Origin of the sequence: Thalassolituus sp. (assembly GCF_034111725.1) — a bacterium.
In the GTDB taxonomy this organism is placed as follows: domain Bacteria; phylum Pseudomonadota; class Gammaproteobacteria; order Pseudomonadales; family Oceanobacteraceae; genus Thalassolituus.
Map to the genome: position 1 here is coordinate 1 of NZ_JAWUWR010000014.1, position 20,379 is coordinate 20,379.

A 20,379-nucleotide genomic window follows, 5' to 3' on the forward strand; every position below is an offset into this window, starting at 1 on the left:
CCTCCGCTACTTCAAAGGCTTTTTTAGTAAACGCGGTATGAGCTACTAAGAACCCCAGTTCGAGTAACGCAACACTGATACTCGTGGTGCCTGTTCTGGGTAAGCCGATGATAAAAATCTTAGACATCTGGTGTTTCTAGCTATAAAAGGCGGTAATTATAGTGGTAAGTAGTTTGAGTTGGCGACGATTAATATGGCATTCGATTTTAAAAATCACAGGCAAATCGCCTTAAACTGTTATATTCGCAAACCTAGCAGCCCACTTGCCACTGTTCGCCTTATCACAATTCTCTTCGGTATCGTATGAGACCTGATCGTTATTGATGCTAATACCAATACCTGCGAGCGCCTTTTGAATAGCAGCGTTAAACTCAAGGTGGCCATTATTCGTCGTAAAAGTTTTTAAATTTTCATTCGTATCGAAAATACAAATCACCTTTAAACTTCTCGGAAAGCTTGAGTAGTTAACCAAATGCGTTAGCCACTTAAATCCACTATTCTTAGTTAATGCGACCTCACAAACTTCAGTAAGAACATCGCAAATTTGTTTATCTATTTTCTTATCGGTTTTACGCATAACTTACTAAGCTCTACTAGTAAAAACTCTTCAATCAGCTGGCAAACTATCAGTTGCGACCACCCTTTCTAAGGCATCGTATTCATATACGGTATCCAACATACCATTTTCATTAGTATCAACCTCTGCACGAACAAGGCGACCTAAAGAATAGTATTTCACTTTAGCAGGGGTCTTAGCTTTAGCGTTCATTACTGTTATTCGCTGCAAAACATCATCTGAATAATCTTCGACGAGGTCGTAAAATCCGTCATTATTAGTATCTGATTTCGATATTCTGACATTGCCATTGTCATACAAATACATGGTTTCAAAAACACCATCAAAGTTATTGTCTGCATCTGTTCGTTTGGCCATGCCGTAGTAATCAAATGAAGTTTTAATGTCAATTTTTCCATCTAAATTTCTGTCTATTGTTGACTCAGAAGCACGGCCCCCTGCGTACTTCCAATGTTCATCAAGTATTCCGTCACCATTTATATCAACACCGTCATAAGTTACGGGAGAACGAAGTGACATAAACGTTGCAAACACTCCGACTAAACAACCAACGGCTAGTAGGGTTACAACGTTTAAGATACCGGTCATACCGCTTTTATCTGCTTTCACTTGAATCGGCATAGAGCTGTCTTTTTCAAGTGTTTCTGGCAGATCCATTAACTGACCTTTTTCCCAACTAGAAATTACAGTGGACGCTACAATAAAATCATCGTCGCTAACCATTACCCTTATCAAACCGAGTGCGGGTAACTCTCCCATTCCACCTTGTAAATAAGCACCGTCGACTTGAGAAAATATGCCGCGCTGATTCAAAACATCGACAGCCAACTGCGCGTCTAACGCATTTTGAGCAGAATAAACAAGTTTCATTATGCTACTTCACGCCTTCAAGTTATCTGGATGACACGGGCAGTTGGTCATATGGTCGTTCACCATGCCCATGCTCTGCATAAAGGCGTAACACGTTGTGGGGCCGACAAAGCCAAACCCTGCTTTTTTTAATGCTTTGCTCATGGCTTGGGATTCAGAAGTTTGAGCTTGAGCTTCGCTCATATTTTTTAAGTGATTCACTTTGATTTTATTGCCGACAAACGCCCAAAGCCATTCCATCATATCAATGCCCTGTGCTTCCATTGCTAACCATGCTTTGGCATTTTTACGAATGGCTTCGAGTTTGCCTGCATGGCGGATAAGCCCTGCATCGGTTAAGCAGTCGGCGATATCAGCATCGGTCATGGCGGCGACTTTTTCGGGTTTAAATTGATGAAAACGTTTGCGGTAGTTATCGCGCTTTTTCAACACGGTAATCCAACTGAGTCCGGCTTGTTGGCCTTCAAGACAGATTTTTTCGAATAATTGGTTGCGATTCCGATTCGGCACGCCCCATTCGTTATTGTGGTAGGCAATGTAGATATCACCTTGCGCCCAAGGGCAAGTTTGTAGGTCTTTCATGGGAGGCGTCCTGCTAATCGTATGAGGCTGCGAATGTTTACAGCCAACGGGTTGTTACTATTAAAGCAGCTAGGGCTGCGGATGTTTCTTAAACACGAGCATACGATTATTCGCGGGCATTTCAATATCGTGCAGTAAATGCAGTTGATGCTGGCGGCCAAGCAAGACGATTTGTTCAAAGTCTTTAATGCCGCTATCAGGGTCACGCATTCTCAGCCATTCGTCTAAAGCAATATTGCCTTCGCTGGTAAAACGGCCATCGTAATTGTACGGGCCGTACAAAAGCACTAAACCGTTGTCTTTTAACGAGCGGCTAATGCCTTTAAACATGGCGACGACTTGGCTCCAGCCAACGAAATGAACGACGTTGGCGCTAAACACCGCATCCATATTTCGTAGTGGCCAGATGTCTTGGCTAATATCGAGTTCTACTGGTGGTAAAAAGCCAGCCTGTTTTGAATGCTCGCGCCAAGCTCGAATAGCAGGTAAGCAATGAGGTAAATCGGAAGATTGCCAATGAATTCCGGGGAGATTTTGGGTCATATACGCGGCGTGTTGGCCTGTGCCACTGCCCACTTCAAACACCACCATATCTGGGGTTAAGAAGCGCGCCAGCACGTCTGCGATGGGTTTTTGGTTGCGAAGGCAAGATTCCGCTACCGGCAACTCATCCTGTGTCGCTAGCTTAGTAATTTGTAAACGCGGGTCTGCCGGTTGCATGTCGTTTCCTGACGGCCGAGTGTGTGTGCCAGTATCGCATAGTGATGCATGAGCTCAACCCCTCAAAAGGCGAATTTGGTCGCAATATGACAAGAGAATTTAGGATAATTGACTATCGCGAAAGGCTAAATTGCTGCCAAGGCCCACAAGCTTTAGAATAGAGCCATCTATTCATTCTTCGGAAGTTCAAATACAGCTTATGCGCGCCACTCAATTCTTGATCGCCACAGAAAAAGAAACCCCTGCCGATGCGGTTGTTATCAGCCATCAGTTAATGATGCGTTCGGGCATGATCCGTAAACTTGCTGCAGGTTTATACACATGGATGCCCCTTGGTTTACGTTCGTTGCGCAAGGTTGAAGCCATTGTTCGTGAAGAAATGGAAAATGCTGGCGCGCAAGAAGTGCTGATGCCAGCCGTCCAGCCTGCTGAATTATGGGAAGAAACCGGTCGTTGGTTCCAATACGGTGGTGAATTGCTGCGCGTTAAAGACCGCCACAATCGTGAATTCTGTATCGGCCCTACTCACGAAGAGGTGGTTACTGATTTAGCACGCAACCAGCTAAGCAGCTACAAGCAGTTGCCGATGAACCTATTCCAAATTCAAACCAAGTTCCGTGATGAAACCCGCCCTCGTTTTGGTGTGATGCGTGCGCGTGAGTTCATCATGAAAGATGCGTATTCATTTCATGCTTCGGAAGAGTGTTTGAACAAAACCTACGAAATTATGCACGCAGCATACTCTCGTATTTTCACCCGCTTAGGCCTAGATTTCCGCCCAGTATTGGCTGATACCGGTTCTATTGGTGGCGCTTTATCACACGAATTCCATGTGTTAGCCGATTCTGGCGAAGACGATATCGCTTTCTCTAACGAGAGCGATTACGCCGCTAACGTTGAGCTTGCTGAAGCCGTTGCGCCCGCTGGCGAACGCCCAGCCGCTAGCCAAGCGATGGCACAAGTATCTACTCCAGATACCAGCAGCATTGATGCTTTGGCTACTTTACTCAACGTTAATGCCAACCAGATCCTAAAAGCGATTGTGGTTCGTGGTACTAGCGAAGATGAAAATGCCGATGAAGACACAGCAGGCGAGCCGGTTGTGTTGTTTATTCGTGGTGACCACGAACTCAACGAAATCAAAGCTGAGAAATTACCGGGTGTGTTATCGCCGCTGCAATTTGCTAGCGATGCGGAAATTCAAACCATTGGTGGTGTTACCGGTTTTGTTGGCCCTCGCAACTTGTCCGCTCGTTGCTATGTTGATCGCAGCGCGGCGCATCTAGCCGATTTTATCTGTGGTGCTAACGAAAAAGACGCTCACCTTACTGGCGTAAACTGGGATCGCGATGCCGAGCTACCCACCGTTGCTGATTTACGCAATGTGGTTGCTGGTGACCCAAGCCCTTGTGGTAAAGGTGTGCTGGATATCAAGCGTGGTATTGAAGTTGGTCATATCTTCCAGCTAGGTACTAAGTACTCAGCCGCAATGAAGGCCACGGTATTGAACGAAAACGGCAAAGATCAAACTATGATCATGGGTTGTTACGGTATCGGTGTGAGCCGTGTTGTAGCCGCTGCCATTGAGCAAAACTACGATGAAAGTGGCATTATCTGGCCAGATGCGATTGCGCCTTTCCAGATTGGTATTGTGCCAATGAACTACCACCGTTCAGAAGTCGTGCAAGCGGCCACTGAAACCTTGTACACCCAGCTAAAAGAAGCCGGATTTGATGTGTATTTGGATGATCGTGATAAAAAGACCAGCCCAGGCGTTAAATTCGCTGATATGGAATTAATGGGCTTGCCACACCGCATCGTATTGAGTGATCGCGGCTTAGAAGAAGGCTTGGTGGAATATAAGCACCGCGCCGGTGAAAAAGAAGATGTCGCTCTCGACGGCATTGTTGAGTTGTTGCGTCAGCGAGTTAAATGCTGATCTGGCATTTAACAAAAGCACGCAGTAATCGTTGGATTACTGCGTTCGCTCTTATTTTTAGCATGCTGCTAACGTCCGTTAGTAGTCATGCTATCAATGAAGAAGAGCACGACCCAATCCTTCGAGCCGCCTTGTTAGAAGCGGTATCCAATGCAGACTCTTTTGAAGATAAATTCGCTGCCCAAGTATGGCTTGTCGATATGTCTACTCGCCTTAGTCGCTATGTAAAAGACGACGAACGACGCCTAGAATTACTGCGCATGATTCACGCCGAAGCTAAACGCGCAAATATCCAACCTGAACTCGTACTCGCTGTTATTCAAACAGAAAGTGCCTTCGACCGTTTTGCACTCAGCTATGTCGGTGCGCAAGGCTATATGCAGGTGATGCCATTTTGGAAAAATGAAATTGGCCGCCCTGAAGACAACCTGATGGATACTCGTACTAACTTGCGTTACGGCTGTACGATTTTAAAGCACTATCTTGATCGCGAAAAAGGCGACTGGATTCGCGCTCTTGCGCGCTATAACGGCAGCTTAGGCCGTACTAAATATCCTGAAAAAGTAATGAATTACTGGCAAAAACATTGGTTTGTTGCGCAGTAATAATATCCATACCGTTCGCCTGATTCACTCGCAAAATCTTGCCCACGATCAGTTCTTGCCCCTCTCTTCTAGCGCCAGTTCATCGTTTTAACCTTTGTCATTTATATCTCACATCTCAATTCCGTATTCCAAATAATAGGCGTAATTCGACCTTTTAAAGGTTCCTTTTTTAGAACCTAGATTGAGCTGGCATTCCGACAAGCAATATCGAACTTCACTAAAGATAGCCGTTACGCGAGATGACGTTATGACCAATGAATCAATAAAAACGGCTTGTATTCTATGTTCGCGTAATTGCGGCTTGGATGTTTCGATCAAAGATACCGCAGAAGGCCAAGTTTTTAATAAAATTAAAGGTGACCCTGATCATCCGTTATCAGAAGGCTATATCTGTCAAAAAGCAGCGCGATTAACACATTATCAAAGTCATAAAGATCGTTTAACTCACCCTCTAAAACGACAGCCTGATGGACAGTTCGTCGAGGTTTCTTGGGATGAAGCACTTCGAGATATAGCTACCCGATTAAATACCATACGCTATCAACATGGCGGCGATGCCTTTGCTTTTGTTGGTGGTGGCGGTCAAGGTAATCACATGGGTGCGGCTTATAGCCGCCAATTGCTCGCAGCAATGAAAAGTCGATTTGCTTATAACGCGTTAGGTCAGAAAAAAACTGGCGACTTCTGGGTCAATGGACGTTTATTCGGCCGTCAAAACTGCCATACAACAGAAGACGTTGAACACGCAGATTACATATTATTTATCGGTACTAACCCATTTCAGGCTCACGGCATACCCAATGCTCGCGATACCTTGAGTGATCATCTCTATGACGAAGAATTTTTAACGCACAAATGTACGGATTGGTCAGAACTAAAGCCGGTGTTAGAAGCCATTCCAATTGAAGAATACATTGCCATAGCCGATTTAGATTTAAAAGAAGTGGAGAGTGTCGCCACGGGTTTTGCTAAGGCTAAACGTGGTTGTATAAGAATCGACCTTGGAATCCAACACAGTCTGCATACAACATTAAATAGCTATCTCGAAAAGTTACTCTATCTTGTTACAGGCAACTTTGGAAAACCGGGCACGAATAACCTGCATACTATGATGCTTCCTATACTAGGTCATACAGACGAACGGTATGGCAAAAAAGGAAAATCGCTAAAACGTACCACCAAGCACAATATGTTTCCTATTGCAGGTATTTACCCTCCTAATATTTTGCCCGATGAAATTGAACAGGATAGCCCCAAACGAATTAGAGCCGTCGTAGTCGATAGCGCAAATCCAGTATTGACCTATGCAAATAGCCAGGCCAATGAACGCTCATTCGCATCGCTCGAATTACTTGTGGTAATTGATGTCGCATTAACTGAAACAGCGCGGTTAGCGGACTATGTATTGCCAGCATCTTCGCAATACGAAAAATTCGAAGCGACTGGTTTTAACCTCGAATTTCCTAAGCAAGTATTTCAATTAAGAAGGCCTGTTTTCAAGCCTACTGGAAATACACTTACCGAGCCCGAAATTTATACGCGTCTTCTGGAATATATGGATGTTATTCCACGTGAATTTCCAAAATTATCCGCTATTGCACGCAATGAACCTAAAATGACGCGTCATTTAAGCTATATCACAGCTCTAGGCGCAACCTTAGCAAGGAATCCTCAATGGGTACCGCATGCTGCGTCGATTATTTATCGTACGTTAGGACCGACCTTGCCCTATGGAGCAGCAGCTGCCGCGCCCTTACTACCGCTATGTATTCAATACGCATTTGAACACTATAAAGCCGTGAAAAAAGCAGGCCATAAAGGTAATCGAGCCACCATAAGTAGTGCTTTATTTGATGCCATTTTGAACCAACCTTCAGGAGCAGCAATCAGTCATCACGAGTGGCCTGATATGTGGTCTTTTATTAAGCACAAAGACAAACAGATTCATATAATGATTCCTGAAATGATTTCTGAAATCACTAATTTGAAAAGTGATGACCAAAAACGTAGCGAATCAAATAAGGACTTCCCATTTATATTAATGGCAGGCGAACGCCGTAGTTACAATGCCAATCAGATCTATCGTGATCCGAGCTGGCGCAAGGTCGATAAAGAAGGTGTTATGCGCATGCATCCCGAAGATGCTAAAGCGTTTGAATTTAGCAAGGGTGCAACCGCAATTTGCGAGTCAGCCAATGGCAGCATACAAGTTATTATTGAAATTGATGATACCGTACGCAAAGGGATGGTTACTCTCCCTCATGGCTATGGATTGCGTTATCAAGACAGCGCTCCAATAGGACCTGAGCTTAATAAACTCACGTCGAGTGACTGGTGTGACCCATTTTCTCGCACACCATTTCATAAATATGTGCCTGTGCGAATTACGACGGCAAAGGTTGAATTAGAAGGGAGCAATTAGCTTAAAACCTATTCACTGACCTCTACAGTCTTCAAACTTAACGTTGTTTATATTGGGTAGCGCAATAGCCGCGACTAATATCGGGATGTCGTAACTGCAAGTGCTTTGTTACGCGTCCCGAGACGCGCTTGCGCCACATACGAAATGAAGATGCTTTCATTTCTTTGCGCATCAGTTGGATAACGGCGGGTTCATTAAGGCCGTAAAGCGTTTCTATCGCCTCAAACGGCGTGCGATCTTCCCATGCCATTTCAATAATGCGTGAAATATCGGCAGGATCCATTAACGAAACATGAGACTGCATAATGGCAACACCAGAGCAACTTAGGGCTCGCATTTTAACAACTACAGCATGAGCTAGTCATGTATTTTTCCGTAATCAGCAATTCACCACCAAGGACTGAACGGCCTATTTAATCAAATTAAGAATCGTTTTAAACTCAGGCGCACGACAATCTTTCACAAGTTCGTACAGGCACATCTCTACAGTGGTCAGGCCGACGTGCTGTGACGCTAGTTTCGTTATTGCTAGGCCCTTACTCGCTTCTGCGCGCGAGGCGACACAATCAACCACGACCTCAACGTTAAAACCTTGCTCTTTGAGCCCAAGAGCCGTCTGATACACGCAAATATGAGCCTCGACACCGCACACTAGCCAAGTATGAACATTCGCCAGCTCAACAGCGTTACAGAAGGCTTCGTTGGCACAACCATTGAAGGTGAATTTGGCAATAGGACTCAAGGGTTCCAACAACAGCGCAAGCTCCGGTACGGTAACGCCAAGCTTCGTTGGATTTTGCTCTAGCCACACAATTGGCAAGCCTAGCGCTTTCGCTCCCTCAATCAGAGTGGCAATACGCTTAATCACCTGATTGCCATCACCCACTAAGTGCGCGAGTTTACCCTGAACATCGACAACGACCAGCCCTGTATCATTCTTATTTAACAATATATCGTCCTCAGTAATCTCATTACCGCAGCAAACCCTAGCACCAGCTTACACTTAGTAACCTTAACAATCATAAGTATATATTGGTCATTCCGAGCAGAAGATCTAAGCTAGTGAGTATCAATAATCAGCACCCAGAGGCTTATGAGCGAGCACGAAACGAGTGAGCATAATTCTAACGAGGCGAATTACAGTGCCATCACTACCATTCTCAATAGTTTAGATGCTTTGGTATATGTCGCTGATATCGAGACTCACGAACTTCTATTCTTCAACGACTACGGCCAAACCCAATGGGGAGCACCCGAAGGTCGTCGCTGCTGGGAGGTACTGCAAACAGGTCAGCAAAATCCATGTGACTTTTGTACTAACCCTAAACTGGTCAACGAACGTGGAGAACCCAGTGGGGTCTATGTTTGGGAGTTCCAAAACACTCACAATGGCAGTTGGTATCAGTGCCGCGATCAACTGATTAAATGGCCTGATGGCCGCTTGGTGCGCATAGAGATAGCGACTGATATCACCGAACGTAAACTCATGGAACAAGAGCTGTACGAAGCAAAAATTTTAGCAGAGGAAGCTGCTGATACCGATGTTCTCACTGGGCTGAATAACAGGCGATCATTTTTTAAACGCGGCAATGAAATTATCAGCGACTCGAACCAAAGCCATCAACCTATTTCAGTAATCATGTTCGATTTAGATTACTTCAAACAAATTAATGATGATTTCGGGCACGATGCCGGAGACGACGTGCTTATTGATGTTAGCCATGCTGCTTTAAAATCATTACGACAAGACGATATATTTGCACGCCTTGGAGGTGAGGAATTCGCCGTATTATTACCGAGTACCAATCATCAAAAGGCCATAGAAATAGCAGAGCGAATGCGTAAAGCTCTCGATGAGAATTTAACGATATACAACGATGAAAAAATCTCATGCACTGCAAGCTTTGGCGTTAGCAGTAAATCAAATTCATTTGACACCTCGCTCAAAGATTTAATAAGCGAGGCTGACAAAAAACTTTATCGCGCTAAAAATAGCGGAAGAAATACGGTTATCGGCTAAATCCTCACTCTATAGGATTGGCACATTCAAAACTGGCTGGTTCAAACTTACAACGAACTTTACGGGCCAAGCTCAACATATCTGGATCATAGTAGCCCTCATCACGCAGCCTAAGTCTTGAACTTTGCATTATCGATTGATACTCCGGCATTTTATCTTCCGGAACAGCAATCCATACACTTTCTGGAATTTCGCCAATTTGAGCGTTAATAACGGTTTGGATATCGAAATAAAGACCCATAAACTCTTCTCTGATTAACTGAGCAAATTCTTTCGGAAACTTATCTGAACGACCGACAAGTTGCAGTGTCATTTGAAAAAATGGATAAGAAATAATTCCTCCATCAGTACCGAGCCCCTTATATAGCTCCATGACATTGTAGGCCACTAAAGGGGCGGGGATAATATCAACGCCACGATTATTAAACTTAGAGCCAATATTCACAATCGCCGTTGGTACAGGCTGAGCACCAATTCGAGCGACCATTTTAACTTGTTGGTCATCGTAATCCATAACTGCGAAGCGTTTACCCGCGACATCAGCCAGCGTATTGATACTGCGATCGTTAACAAAAAGATAAACGGCACCTAATGGTGCGTAACCCATAACAACAAATTGCCCTTCTTCCATTCTGTCGGCTGCTTTAGGACTGGTAATTGCACGCATAATTAAATTCAAGTGCTTTGAATCTGGCACCGCACCCAACGCATCCAGCGTACCCGTGTAACGATTAAACGAACGTGCCCTTAGCCCTGTAAACAAGGCAGCATCACACTGCCCCGCTTTTAAATCTTCTGTAAGTACGCCCTCATTCGTGTATGCCTTTAAGTCTATCGACATGCCTAACTGCATCATCAAGGTAGAGCGGTCGAATGCAAGATTATAGATCGGCCCTGTTTTGCCAACCGGATCCCAAACACAAATTGAACGAGATTCTGTGCTATCAATATCGGGATATAACTGCCGAAAGGCGAGAATACGGGCAGAAAGCTCCTGCTTTGGATCCATCACCAACTCTGATAGCTGCGCGGCAGATATTATTTTCTCAGCGCCCACGGCTAGCGCCGGCACCGACAAAATAGAGAGGAAAATACTGATGGAAATTACGATCAGACGCATGTTACATACTCCAAATGTAACGCTGCCGTCCGACAATCAGAAGACAACTACCCATCGAGTGTAACCGCAAAGACGTATCGGCTAACAGGACTAAGATTATCTAAGATAAAATTAAACCATAAAAATGCAACGCTGTAGGTACGTTACAGGTTAACGTTGAGCATATTTTACTTGTATTTTCACTCTCTTAAAAATACATAAAAAAGGCTCCCGAAGGAGCCTTTTTAAGGTTTATTAAACGACCTGATATTACAGATCTTTCAATGCACCAATCATATCTTGCAGAACTTTCTTCGCATCGCCAGCTACCATCAAGCTGTTGTCGCGAATAAGAAGTTCGTTTGGAATACCAGCAAAACCTGGCGACAAACCACGCTTAACCACAACCACTGTCTTAGAGTTATGCACGTTCAAGATTGGCATACCATAAATTGGTGATTGCGGATCTTTAGCGGCTGCTGGGTTCACAACGTCGTTAGCACCCAAGACAATAGCGACGTCAGTTTGTGAGAACTCTGGGTTAATAACATCCATCTCTACCAACTGATCGTAAGGCACTTCAGCTTCTGCTAACAATACGTTCATGTGACCAGGCATACGACCTGCTACCGGGTGAATAGCGTATTTAACATTCACACCTCTAGCTTCTAGCATGTTGGCTAATTCACGAGTGGCGTGTTGTGCTTGAGCAACCGCCAAACCATAACCCGGTACAAATACCACTTTTTGTGCGTTATCAAGCAACATGGCAACTTCATCAGCGCTTGAGTATTTAACTTTGCCATCATAGAAGGCATCGTTTTCACTTTTACTAACGCCAGCGCTTGCAGCCATAGAGCCACCAAACAAAACGTTAGTCAGTGAGCGGTTCATCGCTTTACACATGATGCTGGTCAGAATAATACCCGACGCACCGACCAATGAGCCGGTGATGATCAATCCGTTATTACCTAATACGAAACCCGCTGACGCACCGGCCAAACCTGAGTATGAGTTAAGCAACGACACCACTACTGGCATATCGGCACCACCGATTGGCATTACCAAGCAAACACCCAATACTAAGCACAACACGATCATACCTGCGATCAAGATGTCTGAGTGCAAAGGATCAACATAAGCAAAGTAGCCTGCGCCAACCACTAAGGTTAACAGTACTAATTTAACGATGGCTTTAAACAAACCCACCTTTTTAGCATCGCCGATTTTGCCTTTTAATTTACCAACAGCAATTAAAGAACCGGTTAAGGTCACGGCACCGATGAGGATGGATAGAATAACGGCAATAGACCAATCGTAGGTTGGAACAAACTTACCCATCTCAGCCAGCTTTTGGCTTTCTAGGTAGTTAGCTGCTGCAACCAGCAAAGATGCACCGCCACCTACACCGTTTAATGCGGCAACCATTTCTGGCATGTCGGTCATCGCAATTTTCTTAGCCAATACCGCGCCTAGAATACCGCCAATTAATACACCAACAATAATCCAAGTGTAATCAACAACGTTGTAATCCAGCAAAGCTGCAACCACAGCAATCAGCATACCGATTGCTGACATTTGGTTACCACGTACTGCTGTTTTTGGGGTGGTCATACCCTTGATGCCAAGAATAAATAAGATGGCCGCAATCAGGTAACCAAAGTTAATTAAAATTTCCATGAGTGCTTTACCTTACTTCTTTTTAAACATGTTGAGCATGCGGTCGGTTACCAAAAAACCAGCCACAATATTAATCGTAGCCAGCGCAATCGCGACCACACCCAACACAGTAGACAACACAGTCGTGTGCTCACTGCCACCAGAACTGATGATTGCACCAACCACAACGATGCCCGAAATAGCGTTAGTACCGCTCATTAATGGGGTGTGTAATGTTGGTGGTACTTTGTTAATAATTTCCACACCGACGAAAACTGCCAGTACAAAAATCGTAAGCATCATGATGAACATTTCCATCAGAATTATTCCTTCTCTATCTGGGCTTTTAGACCCGCGTGTTTGATTTCGCCCGCTTCGGTGATCAAAGTAGCGGCCACAATGTCGTCTTCCATATTCACATTCAATTGGCCGTCTGCCGCCATATTGAGCAAGAACGTGGTGATGTTTTTAGTCAGCAATTGCGACGCATGTACGGGTACACGACCCGCATGGTCGACGTAGCCAATAATAGTTACGCCATCAAGATAGACTTTTTCATTTGCCACAGTGCCTTCAACGTTACCGCCACGTTCAGCCGCTAAATCGACAATTACGCTGCCCTTTTTCATGTAGTGCAGCATGTCTTTAGTGATCAGAACGGGGGAAGTTTTACCCGGAATCGCCGCCGTCGTAATCACCAAGTCAGCTTGCGAAACCTTGATGGTCATCTGCTCGCGCTGCTTGCGATAAAATTCTTCAGACTTCTGCGTGGCATAACCACCAGTGCTTTTGCTGTCTTCTTGTGGCAAGTCGAATTCAACGAATTTAGCGCCCAAAGACTCAACCTGTTCGCGTACTTCTGCGCGCGTGTCGTAGGCTTCTACGACAGCACCTAAACGACGAGCCGTAGAAATCGCCATCAAACCGGCAACACCAGCGCCAATAACGAATACGCGTGCAGGATGGATAGTACCCGCCGCCGTCATCAACATTGGGAAGTACTGTGGCAATGCCATAGCACCGGCCAATACCGAACGATAACCGCTGATGGCACCCATTGAACTCAATACGTCCATGCTCTGCGCACGAGTGGTACGAGGAATAAATTCCAATGCGAAAGAACGAACTTTGCGTTCTGCCAAGGTTTTAATCAACGGCTGGTTGAACCAAGCGTCTAACAAACAAATAAGAGTTTGATCTTCGCGCAGCAATTCAGCTTCTTCCGCTAACGGCTGACGTACTTTTAAAATGATGTCTGCTTGGGCATATAGGGCTGCCGCATCTGGAGCAATGCTCGCACCACAATTACGATATTCGTCGTCATGGTAATGTGCATTACTGCCTGCACCTTCTTGAACTACGACTTCAAAGCCTGCAGAAAGGAGTGCTTGAATCCCTGCTGGGATCTGTGCAACTCGATTTTCCCCAGGAAAAATTTCCTTAGGAATACCAATCAACATAATTAAAACTCCAAATGTTATAAATCTTTAAATACAGCGTCGCGACTGAACGCTAAGTAAGCAGCGCTTACTTGCCAGTTAGTTTTAATGTGCTTAGCGTGTGCTCACGCACGCGACGTAATAAATCAGCATCGTTAACTAATGATTCGCCGTATGAAGGTACTAGTTCTTTTAAACGTGCTTGCCAGTCGCCCGTAAGCCGTGAAGCAAAACAACGCTCAATCACTTCGATCATGGCCTGTGCTGCAACCGATGCACCAGGAGATGCGCCAAGCAAGGCAGACATTGAGCCATCTTTAGAAGCGACTAATTCAGTACCAAATTCTAATTTCCCGCGACCTTTCGCATCTTTTTTAATGATCTGTACGCGTTGTCCGGCTTCAGCCAACGTCCACTTATCACTGCGAGCTTCAGGGAAATAATCACGTAAAGCGTTAACACGATCTTCGTGCGACTGGCGCACTTCACCAATTAAATATTTGGTTAAGTCCATGTTATTAACGCCAACATCCATCATTTGCACTAAGTTGTTTGGTCGAATTGATTTAATTAAATCAAGCCTCGAGCCTTTCTTTAAAAACTTAGTGGTAAATCCAGCAAATGGACCAAACAACAAGGCTGGCTTGCCGTTAATGATGCGAGTGTCTAAATGCGGCACCGACATCGGGGGCGCACCTAAAGCGGCCTTGCCATACACTTTGGCGTGATGACGTTTTACCGCTTCATCGTTCTGACACACTAACCACTGGCCAGATACTGGGAAGCCGCCATATCCTTTACTTTCTGGAATACCGGATTTTTGTAGCAATGGTAAAGCACCGCCACCCGCGCCTAAAAACACGTTAGCAGCGCTAATAGTAATCGACTTGCCAGTTTCTAAATTCTTTAAACGCACATCCCAACGCTTGTCTTTCGCGCGTTCAATATCGGTCACCTCATGGCTAACCAGTAAATCGAACTGCTCGTTAGATTCAAGTGAAGCGATCAAATTACGAGTAAGAGAACCGAAATCGACATCTGAACCGTGTGAAATATGAGTAGCAGCAACCGGCACACTAGAATCGCGGCCTGTCATCACTAACGGCATCCACTGGTTTAGAACGGCGAAATCTTCGCTGTATTCCATTTCTTTGAACAAGTGGTGCTGCGACAGCTTGCTGTAACGCTCACGCAAGAAGGCGACGTTTTTTTCACCCCACACAAAACTGATGTGTGGCGTCGGATTGATGAACTGATTAGGGGCCGGCAACTCGCCGGTTTTTACCAATGAAGACCAAAGCTGCAGCGAAATCTCGAAGTTAGCATTGATGCTTAGAGCGCGATTGATTTCAACGCCATCCGCAGTTTCAGTGGTGTAATTCAGCTCGCAATAGCCCGCGTGTCCAGTACCGGCGTTGTTCCAGCCATCAGTACTCTCGTGGGCGACGTTATCCAAGCGTTCAGCCAGAATCAGTTTCAGAGAAGGGTCTAGCTTGCTAAGTAGAGTGGCCAGAGTCGCGCTCATAACACCACCCCCCACTAACAGGGCGTCTGCTTGTATCTTAGGTATGGATTTTTTCCTGTAGGTAAAAATCGATTACAAAACCGGTGCGGATAAGCACCAAACAATGGTGGCTTTTGGCCTTCAAACCATCGAGTTTAAATTTGAGGACGCTTTGTACACATACAAGCGACATTTCTCAAGGGGTATATATAGATAGTCCGCATTTTCGATATGAATAGTAGGTCGGTTAGATGAGTCAGACATGAATGGTCAGACACTCAAATTGGCTCGAAAACCCGCATCAGGTCTGGGTTTTAGCTAAAAACGATGAAAATTGAGGCGCCCAATACCCGACGTTAAACTCAACAATGACTTCAACGTTGGCTTAAGAGTCAGGTGAAAGTTTCCCACAAACAATCCGCTGATCTGAAAGCGTCTTGGCCTGCCCTGCTAGCAATGCATCATCCAATTGAAACTTTCCCACGGCAGTTCGATGCAGTTTAAGGACGGGATTACGAAAGCGGCCGAACATGCGTTTGATTTGATGATAGCGACCTTCTTCTAGCGTTACGCGACCTACGCACTCGCTGATAGGCTCAAGCTTTGCAGGTTTGGTGGTGATGTCTTCAAAGGGAAAATAGATGCCGTCGCTAAAGGCTTGGATGCATTCGTCGCTGATGGGATTTTCGACCGTTACCTCATAGACCTTGGCGACTTTATTCTCGGGCGACATTAAATACCGCGACCATTCACCATCATTGGTTAGCAGTAATAAACCCGACGAATTTAAATCCAGACGTCCGACAATGTGTAAATCAGGTGCGTAAAATTCGCCGTTGTTATATTCACTTAGAAGGTCTAACACGGTTTTATGCTGGTCGTCTTTGGTGGCGCTCACCACTCCCACAGGTTTATTTAGCATCACGTAGCGGCGGATATTGCTTTGCTGTATTTCGCCATCAAGGGTGATATGAGAGAACTGATCAATAACCTGTTGCGCATCGGTGGCGACGCGGCCATCCACTTGCACGCGTTTTTGCGCGAGTAGTATACGAATATCACCTTTCGGCGTACCGGTTTTTACGCTTAAAAACCGGTCGAGGCGGGATTTTTTCGATTGCACAATTATTAACTAACGCGATTAATCATGCGTCCGGCTGCGCTCTGCCGGTTTCCATAACTGCGTCATTAGGTAAGTTTTAAAGTCTTCAGCGTAAGACTGTGATTTTAATGCTTCCTGCATGCAGGCAAGCCAAGCATCACGCTCTGCAGGGCCAATAGATAAGTGTCGATGCGCAGCGGGAATATTAATCGGGCCGTATTTAGCACTGTATAATTTCGGGCCGCCGAGCCAGCCACACAAAAACCGCGGGAGTTTGTCACGCGATTCTGCGAGGTCATCTTTATGCATTGCCCGAATCGCTGCCGCTTCAGGCAATACACTCATAGCATCATAGAAAGCATCCACCAATTGGTGGATGCCCTCTTCTTGCCCTGCGGCACGGTACGAGGCATCGCCCTGTCCGTACGCTGGCGTTTGGTCTGTCATTAAGCAAACTCTTCCATAAAGTCGAGCGCGGCTTGGTGACGAATAGTACGGCGATGGTTTGCCCACAATTCTTTCACTTTGTCTTGGTTACACTCTTGGCGATCCACCAGAACGCGGGTTTGCAATTCACCCTTGCTTTGGCCTCCCACTAACGGCACTTTACTGAACACAAATTGGTTAGAAACCAAGTCCATGAATGGCCCTGATTTACTGGTCGGCATAATAAACAATAACTGTAAGCCTAAGCTTTCGGTTAAGTAATTAATCACTTCTTTCGAACGGGTTTCATCCATTTTCGAGAAGGCTTCATCGACCAATACCACACGCAAGTGGGTATCACCTTCGTTAAAGCGGAAGGCAGAGGTAATCGCAGCAGAACGAATAATATAAGCCGGAGTCTCTAACTGACCACCCGACCCTGTGCCGTATTGGCTAAGCGCAATCGGCTCTTTGTTCGCAGGCTGCTTATAAATTTCGTAAGCGCGGTAATTTCGATAATCAGAGATACGCTCTAATTCGCGCATCGCTTTTTGCTCATCGTCATCCAACAGCATTGCCATCAGATGATCGCGAACTTTCTTCGATGCTGCAGAAATATCCGCAGTAAATAAGGTAGCGCCATCACCTAACGATGGGTTTTTAATTACCTCATCAAAGAACTGCCAATATTCCTTATATTCAGGCACCCATTCCCAATCAAACCAATAGGTTTCTCGGTCGGCACCGAACTGGTGATGAGCCAATTCTTTGTTTAGGTCTTCCAGAATACGTTTGCCATCATTAATGGCTTGATAAATGGAGTGACATAGGTTGGTGATAAAGACGTTATTGAAGCTTTCGCGCAGTTGCGCCAGCTTGTCTTGTTTCTCAACCAAAATATTGTTTTTCAAACGGTTATGAACGCGTTCGATTTCACGCTGCAAACCACACACGCCTTTAAAGAAATGGGCGCTGTGCTCTTCGCGATAATCCGGTGCATAAACAATCGCATCGGCGGTTTGGCAACGCAGATTGTGCTCGTTAATATTACGCTCAATTTCGTAAGCCGTGGCATTAAGCTCTTGGGATACGCTCTTACGCATATTTTCGATGGCTTCGGCTGGGCTGTCATTGGCTTCCGCATCGGCGGCGGCGAGACGTGCTTCTGAATCAAAGTCTGGCCACACACTCACGATAGCGCGTAGGTTTTCTTCTTTTTTATCGGCGATTTCAGAAGTTTTTTCCTGCATATCGCTAAGGTTTTTACAGAATTTTTCGCTGTCGTTTAACATTTGCTGTAAACGACCTAGCTCACCATCCAGCTCTTTAATCACGGCATCGAGTTCATCGGCTTTTTCTTTTAAGCCAGTAAATTCGTCTTCCATATTGCTAAAGTCGGATACGTCGACTTGGTTCAAGGCTTTTTCAGCTTGATCCATTTGATACTGAGTATCTAACATGCCCTGCATTTGGTCGGCGAATGTTACGTGACGCAGTAAATTAACGGCATCCAATAATTGCTGTGCTTGGCGGAACTGATGATTAGCTTCGTTAGCTTGTTCAGCCAAGGTTTCTAATTCACCACGCTTGGCCGATAGCGCACGTTCGCGCGCGCCCAAACCAAATACCAGTTCGGTATCATCTAAGTCGCAACGATAAATTGAATACGCACCCGAACCCAAGCCTTCCTTAGTAACACCACGACGAGTTAAACGCAGAGTGTGTAGGTCTTCGACTTGTTCTACCGTGCCGTAGCTGGCTTCAAGGTAATAACGTGCGGTCGCGTGTTCGAACGACATCACATTTAAAATCGAATTCGACGGCAGCTTTAAACGCTCGCAGTCTTTCTTCGCTTTTTGCCCTTGAATAACGCGAGCACGGCTACCACCAGGAATCGAACGCAAAATATGCGCCGCTTCGGCTTCAAATGCTGCTTCAACGATAATACTGAAACGCGCACCACCAATATAACCTTCAATGGCGCTCTGCCATGCAGGATCGGTCACTTCAACGTAGTCGGCAAGTACGCGCGGATCAGCTTGTGGGCACTCGCGCAGAATGGCTTCAAGTGCTTGGCGCACGAAACCGGGGTAATTTAGCTGACGCGCTTCAAGGCTATCAATGTCGCCTTGTTTTTGATTCATGCGCGCTTGTACTTGTTGGAATTTTTGTTCGCGACGGTCGACGTTACGCGCAATTTGATCGCGCAATGAAATGCCGCTGCTTTCTAAATCCACATTATGGAAGCGGTCACGCCATTGATTCACCAATGATTGCTGCTCACGCGCTTCGTCTAAGTGCGCTTCTAGCGGCGACAAATCGACCCAGTCTTTACCCAGTAGTTTACGGAAATCGACCGCATCTTGATCTTTAATGGCTAATACTTGTTTCGCTTGATCAAGAATTCGCTTAGAACCTAACGACGGAATTTCTGCGGCAACAGACGTCTTTTGCAAAGCACCATGTACTAATTCGGTCGCGCGCAAGCTGGCCTGCAATAGCTGCTCTTGTTCCAATAAAGGAATAGCTTGCTGTTGCAGTTTCTTTTTGCCATCGGCTAAAGCGCTTTCAGCCGCATCTTTATCTTGCAGGGCATCAATACCGCGACGACGCGCTTCCATGGTGATCAGTTGCTCGCGTAATTGCTTACGACGATCTTGGGCAACATCACGCTCTTTTTGCGTTTTATTTAATTGCTCACGGAAATTTTGTTGCTGTTCTTTCGCGCCTAAATAACCACGCTGATCATTTAAAAAACGGCTACGGGCAGCGGTATATTCCAGTACGTTGTAATCAATCCACTGGTCGATATAGCGGCCTGTTGCGCCTTTGGTGCTATTAAGAATCGCAATGGTTTCAGCCAAGGTATTGGCATCGGATTCCATCGCATAGATGGTTTTCATTAAGTCCGATACACTGCGAATAGCATCGCCCATATCTTTGGCTTCGAGAATTTCGTTAGCCACAAAGCCGTTAATACTTTTAACCGGCTTATAGGCCATAAAGCGTGAGAAAGTACGCGCTGCGTTCATGGCTTCGCGTTCTGGCACCGCATCATTACGACCACGCAGAGCACCGTATAAACGGCGTAGGTACTGCTTTTTCGTGTCGTATTTTTCAATATTGTGCGGTTCAATACGACGCGCTAGATTTTTACCGAGTTTATTCAACTCTACGACATTACGCTGACCATCGGCTTGATCAAGCAAGAAGTCGTTTAGCGTTAACTGCTCGCCGGCAATAATAAAAAACTGCAAATCATTTTGACGCGCAACGGGCTGGCTACCGGCGCGATCAATAGACGCACTGACGCCGATAATCGCGGTAAACGGCTCACCACTTTCGCCGCCCGTGCCATCAGCACTGTTCGCAGTGGGATGAAATACAGCGGCTAAATAGCCAACAGCACCGCCGG

General features: G+C 45.6%; 19 protein-coding genes. 4 read left to right on the top strand and 15 right to left on the bottom strand.

The features are described 5' to 3' along the window. The 5 genes from UXZ23_RS02450 to UXZ23_RS02470 all read right to left on the bottom strand — a co-directional run. A partial coding sequence (locus tag UXZ23_RS02450; protein ID WP_320819085.1) for a sulfotransferase occupies positions 1-127 on the bottom strand: 127 nt, incomplete at its 3' end. Between the two features lie 102 nt (positions 128-229). Beyond that, positions 230-577 carry a Fis family transcriptional regulator gene (locus UXZ23_RS02455; RefSeq protein WP_320819068.1) on the bottom strand — a complete coding sequence of 116 codons (348 nt, stop codon included), beginning with the start codon at positions 575-577 and terminating at the stop codon, positions 230-232. Positions 578-607: 30 nt separating this feature from the next. Then, the gene (locus UXZ23_RS02460) at positions 608-1,447 is read right to left on the bottom strand and encodes a DUF2007 domain-containing protein (RefSeq protein ID WP_320819069.1); all 840 of its coding nucleotides are present in this window, start codon (positions 1,445-1,447) and stop codon (positions 608-610) included. A gap of 9 nt (positions 1,448-1,456) precedes the next feature. Next, positions 1,457-2,029 (bottom strand): DNA-3-methyladenine glycosylase I, encoded by a 573-nt coding sequence (locus UXZ23_RS02465; protein ID WP_320819070.1) that lies wholly within the window; start codon positions 2,027-2,029, stop codon positions 1,457-1,459. Between the two features lie 69 nt (positions 2,030-2,098). Further along, on the bottom strand, positions 2,099-2,749 hold the full coding sequence (locus UXZ23_RS02470) for a DUF938 domain-containing protein (protein ID WP_320819071.1): 651 nt from the start codon (positions 2,747-2,749) through the stop codon (positions 2,099-2,101). A gap of 199 nt (positions 2,750-2,948) precedes the next feature. Here UXZ23_RS02470 and UXZ23_RS02475 point away from each other — a divergent pair, with 199 nt between their 5' ends. From UXZ23_RS02475 to UXZ23_RS02485, 3 genes are all read left to right on the top strand, one after another. Then, positions 2,949-4,688: a proline--tRNA ligase gene (locus tag UXZ23_RS02475; protein WP_320819072.1), complete on the top strand. Its 1,740-nt coding sequence runs from the start codon at positions 2,949-2,951 to the stop codon at positions 4,686-4,688. Further along, on the top strand, positions 4,682-5,293 hold the full coding sequence (locus UXZ23_RS02480; protein ID WP_320819073.1) for a lytic transglycosylase domain-containing protein: 612 nt from the start codon (positions 4,682-4,684) through the stop codon (positions 5,291-5,293). The genes UXZ23_RS02475 and UXZ23_RS02480 overlap by 7 nt, the downstream gene beginning before the upstream one ends. A gap of 247 nt (positions 5,294-5,540) precedes the next feature. Further along, positions 5,541-7,715, top strand: coding sequence for a molybdopterin-dependent oxidoreductase (locus UXZ23_RS02485; RefSeq protein ID WP_320819074.1), 2,175 nt, complete (start codon positions 5,541-5,543; stop codon positions 7,713-7,715). A gap of 37 nt (positions 7,716-7,752) precedes the next feature. Here UXZ23_RS02485 and UXZ23_RS02490 read toward each other — a convergent pair whose 3' ends face one another. Then, positions 7,753-8,019, bottom strand: coding sequence for a TIGR03643 family protein (locus UXZ23_RS02490; protein WP_320819075.1), 267 nt, complete (start codon positions 8,017-8,019; stop codon positions 7,753-7,755). A 105-nt stretch (positions 8,020-8,124) separates the two neighbouring features. Beyond that, entirely contained in the window at positions 8,125-8,664 is a 540-nt protein-coding gene (locus UXZ23_RS02495) for an isochorismatase family protein (protein ID WP_320819076.1), read from the bottom strand. A gap of 144 nt (positions 8,665-8,808) precedes the next feature. On the opposite strand from UXZ23_RS02495, the gene UXZ23_RS02500 reads away from it, so the two are divergent. After that, positions 8,809-9,735 (top strand): GGDEF domain-containing protein, encoded by a 927-nt coding sequence (locus tag UXZ23_RS02500; protein WP_320819077.1) that lies wholly within the window; start codon positions 8,809-8,811, stop codon positions 9,733-9,735. A 4-nt stretch (positions 9,736-9,739) separates the two neighbouring features. On the opposite strand, the gene UXZ23_RS02505 is transcribed toward UXZ23_RS02500, so the two are convergent. From UXZ23_RS02505 to UXZ23_RS02540, 8 genes are all read right to left on the bottom strand, one after another. After that, a complete protein-coding gene (locus UXZ23_RS02505) occupies positions 9,740-10,855 on the bottom strand; it encodes a putative solute-binding protein (RefSeq protein ID WP_320819078.1) in 1,116 nt (371 codons plus the stop codon). Positions 10,856-11,104: 249 nt separating this feature from the next. Beyond that, positions 11,105-12,514, bottom strand: coding sequence for an NAD(P)(+) transhydrogenase (Re/Si-specific) subunit beta (locus UXZ23_RS02510; RefSeq protein WP_320819079.1), 1,410 nt, complete (start codon positions 12,512-12,514; stop codon positions 11,105-11,107). Between the two features lie 12 nt (positions 12,515-12,526). Continuing rightward, positions 12,527-12,811: an NAD(P) transhydrogenase subunit alpha gene (locus tag UXZ23_RS02515; RefSeq protein ID WP_320819080.1), complete on the bottom strand. Its 285-nt coding sequence runs from the start codon at positions 12,809-12,811 to the stop codon at positions 12,527-12,529. Positions 12,812-12,816: 5 nt separating this feature from the next. Then, the gene (locus UXZ23_RS02520; protein WP_320819081.1) at positions 12,817-13,953 is read right to left on the bottom strand and encodes a Re/Si-specific NAD(P)(+) transhydrogenase subunit alpha; all 1,137 of its coding nucleotides are present in this window, start codon (positions 13,951-13,953) and stop codon (positions 12,817-12,819) included. A 67-nt stretch (positions 13,954-14,020) separates the two neighbouring features. Beyond that, positions 14,021-15,502, bottom strand: coding sequence for a malate dehydrogenase (quinone) (mqo, locus tag UXZ23_RS02525; protein ID WP_320819086.1), 1,482 nt, complete (start codon positions 15,500-15,502; stop codon positions 14,021-14,023). Between the two features lie 319 nt (positions 15,503-15,821). After that, positions 15,822-16,559, bottom strand: coding sequence for a 16S rRNA pseudouridine(516) synthase (locus UXZ23_RS02530; RefSeq protein WP_320819082.1), 738 nt, complete (start codon positions 16,557-16,559; stop codon positions 15,822-15,824). Positions 16,560-16,577: 18 nt separating this feature from the next. After that, complete coding sequence (locus tag UXZ23_RS02535; RefSeq protein ID WP_320819083.1) at positions 16,578-16,985, bottom strand: group II truncated hemoglobin; 408 nt, start codon at positions 16,983-16,985, stop codon at positions 16,578-16,580. Further along, the coding region (locus UXZ23_RS02540) for an ATP-binding protein (protein ID WP_320819084.1) at positions 16,985-20,379 on the bottom strand (3,395 nt) is incomplete at its 5' end. The genes UXZ23_RS02535 and UXZ23_RS02540, both read right to left, overlap by 1 nt.